The following is a 4,357-nucleotide window of genomic DNA, read 5'->3' as shown; positions in this document are numbered from 1 at the left end:
GGCTGGGGATCTTCCTCGGCACGGTGGGGCTGGACAACCAGACCGGGCTGCCGCGGTTGACGTTCGGCTACACCGAGCTGATGGACGGGATGCCGCTGATCGCGGTCGCCATCGGCACGCTGGCACTGTCGGAGATGTTCATCCAGTCCGAGAAGCTGCGCTACGATCGCGCCAACATGGGCGTGAAGCTGGAACACCGGCCCGACGACCACATCACCTGGCCGATCCTGCGCGGCATCATGCCCACGATCCTGCGCGGCACCGGGGTGGGCACCTTTGTCGGCGCGCTGCCGGGGCTGGGGCCGTCGGTGGGGTCGTTCATGTCCTATGGCATGACACAGCGCGCGGCCAGGGACCCCGAGACCTTCGGCAAGGGCAACCCCAAGGGCATCGCCGCCTCGGAATCGGCCGACAACGCGGTGATCCCGGCGGCGCTGATCCCGCTGTTCGGGCTGGGCATCCCGGGCAATGTCTCGGCGGCGCTGCTGATCGGGGCGTTCGCGATCCATGGCATCACGGTGGGGCCGCTGTTGCTGCGCGACAGCCCGGAGCTTCTGTATTCGATCTTTGCGGGGATGATCCTCGCCTCGGTGCTGATGTTGGCGCTGGGGTGGTTCGGGCTGATGGTGTTCGCCCAGATCACCCGGGTGCCGCCGCATGTGGTGATCCCGGTCGTGGTGTTCTTCTGCCTCGCGGGGATGATGCTGCAGGGCTACGGCACCTTCGGGCTGGTGATCCTGATGGCCTTTGCGCTGCTCGGCTATCTGATGAAGAAATACGACTACTCCTTCGTCACATTCCTTGTGGCCTTCATCATCACCCCGATGCTGGAGCTGAACCTGCGCCAGTCCATCATCCTGTCGCGCGGCAACTGGTCGATCCTTCTGGACCGGCCCATCGCGCTGTTCTTCATCGTCTGCACGGCGATTGCGCTGGTGATGCTGGCGTGGCGCACGGTGCGCACGGGCAAGCCCGTCGCCCCCGCAGACTGACCCACCCCACGGAGGAAACAATGACCCGCAAGATCCTGCTCGCCGCCGCCATGCTGGCCGGCACCGCGCCCGCGGCCCTGGCCGAGTGGCAACCCGAGCGTCCCATGACCATGGTCATCGGCTTTGCCGCCGGCGGCTCCACCGACATCCAGGGCCGCGTGCTCGCGCGTGTGCTGGAGGAGCATTTCGGCCAGCCCGTCAACGTGGTGAACCAGCCCGGCGGCGGCGGGGCGGTGGCGCTGACGCGGTTCCTGAATGCAGCCCCCGACGGGCACACCTTCATGTTTGGGGTGCAGCTGGGCCTGACGTTCTCGCCCATCGTGACGCAGACGGAATACGACATCGACGATTTCCGCTATGCCGGCACGCTGGTGGGCGGGCAGTTCGGCGTGGTCGCGCGCGGCGATGCCCCCTACCAGACCTTCGAGGAGCTGATCGCCCACGGGCAGCAGAACCCCATGACCTATGCCCAGCAGCTGCCGATGGACGAGGCGATCATGCGCCGCATCGCCGAGGCCGAGGGCATCGACCTCGCCATCGTGCCCACGGGGGGCGGGGGCGGCATGGCCCCGCTCCTGCTGGGCGGCGAGGTGGACTTCGCGTTCTCGGGCGGCACGCATGCGCAATACACCCCCACCGGCGAGATGACGGTGCTGGCGTTCCTGACGCGCGAACGCTCCCCCTTCTATCCCGACGTGCCGACGCTGGAGGAGCTGGGCTACCCCTACGCCATGGACGACTTCCGGTCGTTCTTCCTGCCCGGCGACAGCCCCGACCACATTGTCGCCGCGTTCGAGGACGCCGCGCGCTTTGCCACCCAGGCCCCGCGGTTCGTGGAGGTGACGGTCGAGAACACCCTCCACCCGATCGTGTTCATGGACGCCGAGGAGACCGAGGCCACCATCCGCGAAATCCGCGCCGCCAACGAGGCGCTCATGGCCGACTGAACGGCCGAACCCCCGACAGGAGAGACCGCGATGAACAGAAGAACCCTGATCGCCACGACGCTGGCGACGACGCTGGCCGCCACCCTGGCCGCCCCCGCCGCCATGGCCGCCGACTGGCCGACGCGGCCGCTGACCATGGTCATCGGCTTTGCGCCGGGCGGGTCCACCGACATCCAGGGCCGCGTGCTGGCCCGCGTGATGGAGGAATACCTCGGCCAGCCCGTGAACGTGGTCAACCAGCCCGGCGGCGGATCGGCCGTGGCCTTCACCCGGCTGAAGAACACCACGCCCGACGGCTATACCTTCCTGTTCGGCGGGACCACGGCGCTGACCTTCACCCCGATCATCACGGCGGTGGAGTACGAGATCGACGATTTCGAATACCTCGCCGCCGTGGCCATCGGCCAGAACGCCATCGTCACCTCGGCCGAGCAGCCGTTTGCGACCTTCGACGAGATCATCGAATACGGCCGCGAGAACCAGATGACCTATGCCCAGCAGACCCCGCTGGACGAGGCCATCATCCGCGCCATCGCGGAACAGGAGGGGCTGGACCTCGCCATCGTGCCCACCGGCGGCGGCGGCGGCATGGCGCCGCTGGTGCTGGGCCGCGAGGTCGACTTCGCCTATTCCGGCGGCACCCACGCCCAGTACACCCCCACCGGCGAGATGGTCGTGGCCGCCTTCATGTCGGCCGAGCGCAGCCCGTTCTATCCCGACGTGCCCACGCTGATGGAGCTGGGCTACGACTTCGCGATCGAGGACTACCGTTCCATCATCGTGCCGCAGGGCGTGCCGGACGAGGTGAAGGCGCGGCTGATCTCGGCGGCCGAGCATGCCTCCACCGCGCAGGCCTTCATCGACATCACCGAAGGCAACACCTTCTTTCCGGTGGTCTTCATCGGCCAGGAGGAGATGGAGGACAGCGTCCGCCGCATCCGCACCGCCACCGAGGAGGTGATGGCCGACTGAGCCGTCATCGGTCTCGGCTGCGCATCCCGCAGCCGAGACCCGCCATACGGCACCGCGATCACGCGGCGACCGGCGCGGCGGCCCCCTGCCGCCGCGCCATCCACACCAGCAGCGGGCCCGCCACCAACAGCGACGAGGTCGTGGCGATCAGCACGCCCGCGATCATCGGCCAGGCAAAGCCCGCCACCGCCGGACCACCCCAGATCGCCATCGGGATCAGCGCGGCCAGTGTGGTGCCCGAGGTGAAGACGCAGCGCGCCAGCACCTGGTCGAGGCTGCGGTCCACCACCCCCGCAAGGCCCACACGCTGCACCCGCGTCAGGTTCTCGCGCACGCGGTCGAAGACCACGACCTTGTCGTTGACCGAATAGCCGATCAGCGTCAGTACCGCGACGACGGTGGTCAGGTTGACCTCCCACCCCGCCAGCGCGATCACGCCCAGCGTCACGACCACGTCGAGCGCCAGCACGGCGATGGCCGAGGCGGCGAAGTGCCATTCGAACCGCAGCCAGATGTAGACCAGCATCGCCAGCACCGCCGCCGACAGCGCCAACGCGCCGGACCAGGCCAGCTCGCCGCTGATCGTCGGGCCGACGAGGTCGATCTGCTCGAACGCAACGCCGGGGACCACGGCGCGCACCGCCGCCTCCAGCGCCGTGACCGTGGCCTGCGTCGCGTCGCCTTGCAGGCGCAGCAGCACCTCGGTCGGGGCGCCGAAGGTCTGCAGGGCTGCATCGCCGAACCCCGCAAGCGCGGCGCGAAGCTCCGCCAGCGCGATGGGCTGCGGCGCGCTCAGCTTCATCTGCACGCCGCCGGTGAAGTCGATCCCCCACTGCGGCCCCGGCCAGGCCAGCGCGGCCAGCGCGACCACCGACAGCACCCCCGCCCCCGCCAGCGCCAGCCGACCGTGGCGCAGCAGCGACCGCCGGACGGGCGCGGGCACCCGGCCCAGCAGCGGCGGGATCTCCAGCCGCTTGAGCCGCCGCGCGCGGGCCCAGCCCTCCATCACGATGCGCATCAGGGTGATGGCGGTGAACATCGACACCAGGATGCCCACGGTCATGGTCACCGCAAATCCGCGGATCGCCCCCGCCCCCAGCGTGAACAGCAGCCCCATGGCCAGAAGCGTGGTCACATTGGCATCGAGGATCGTGCCCCAGGCGCGGTCGTACCCCTGCGCCAGCGCCTTCATCGCGCCCGCGCCCCTCGCCGTCTCCTCGCGGATGCGGCTGAAGATCAGGACGTTGGCGTCGACCGCGATGCCGAGGCACAGGATGATGCCTGCGATCCCCGGCAGCGTCAGCGTGGCCCCGATCAGGCCCAGCGCCGCCAGCGTCAGCGCGACGTTCAGCCCCAGGATGGCCGAGGCCACAAGCCCCCAGGCGCCATACAGCCCGACCATGATCACGACGACCAGCCCCAGCCCCGCCAGCCCCGCGACCAGCC

4 protein-coding genes are annotated in these 4,357 nt (G+C 69.4%); 3 read left to right on the top strand and 1 reads right to left on the bottom strand.

What is annotated here, in order from left to right:
• From CCR87_RS01220 to CCR87_RS01210, 3 genes are all read left to right on the top strand, one after another.
• The coding region (locus CCR87_RS01220) for a tripartite tricarboxylate transporter permease (protein ID WP_201155507.1) at positions 1-992 on the top strand (992 nt) is incomplete at its 5' end.
• 20 nt (positions 993-1,012) lie between these two features.
• Positions 1,013-1,939 carry a tripartite tricarboxylate transporter substrate binding protein gene (locus CCR87_RS01215; protein WP_201155506.1) on the top strand — a complete coding sequence of 309 codons (927 nt, stop codon included), beginning with the start codon at positions 1,013-1,015 and terminating at the stop codon, positions 1,937-1,939.
• A 30-nt stretch (positions 1,940-1,969) separates the two neighbouring features.
• Entirely contained in the window at positions 1,970-2,911 is a 942-nt protein-coding gene (locus CCR87_RS01210; protein WP_201155505.1) for a tripartite tricarboxylate transporter substrate binding protein, read from the top strand.
• A gap of 58 nt (positions 2,912-2,969) precedes the next feature.
• Here CCR87_RS01210 and secF read toward each other — a convergent pair.
• Positions 2,970-4,357 (bottom strand): protein translocase subunit SecF (gene secF / locus CCR87_RS01205; protein ID WP_201155504.1); only part of this gene is annotated, 1,388 nt, incomplete at its 5' end.

This window comes from Rhodobaculum claviforme, assembly GCF_016653255.1.
GTDB lineage: Bacteria > Pseudomonadota > Alphaproteobacteria > Rhodobacterales > Rhodobacteraceae > Rhodobaculum > Rhodobaculum claviforme.
This window is presented reverse-complemented; position numbering and strand designations above follow the sequence as displayed.

Excerpts from the sequence above, each read along its gene's own strand:
- CCR87_RS01215 (WP_201155506.1), top strand. The coding sequence starts at position 1,013 with ATGACCCGCAAGATCCTGCTCGCCGCCGCCATGCTGGCCGGCACCGCG.
- CCR87_RS01210 (WP_201155505.1), top strand. The coding sequence starts at position 1,970 with ATGAACAGAAGAACCCTGATCGCCACGACGCTGGCGACGACGCTGGCC.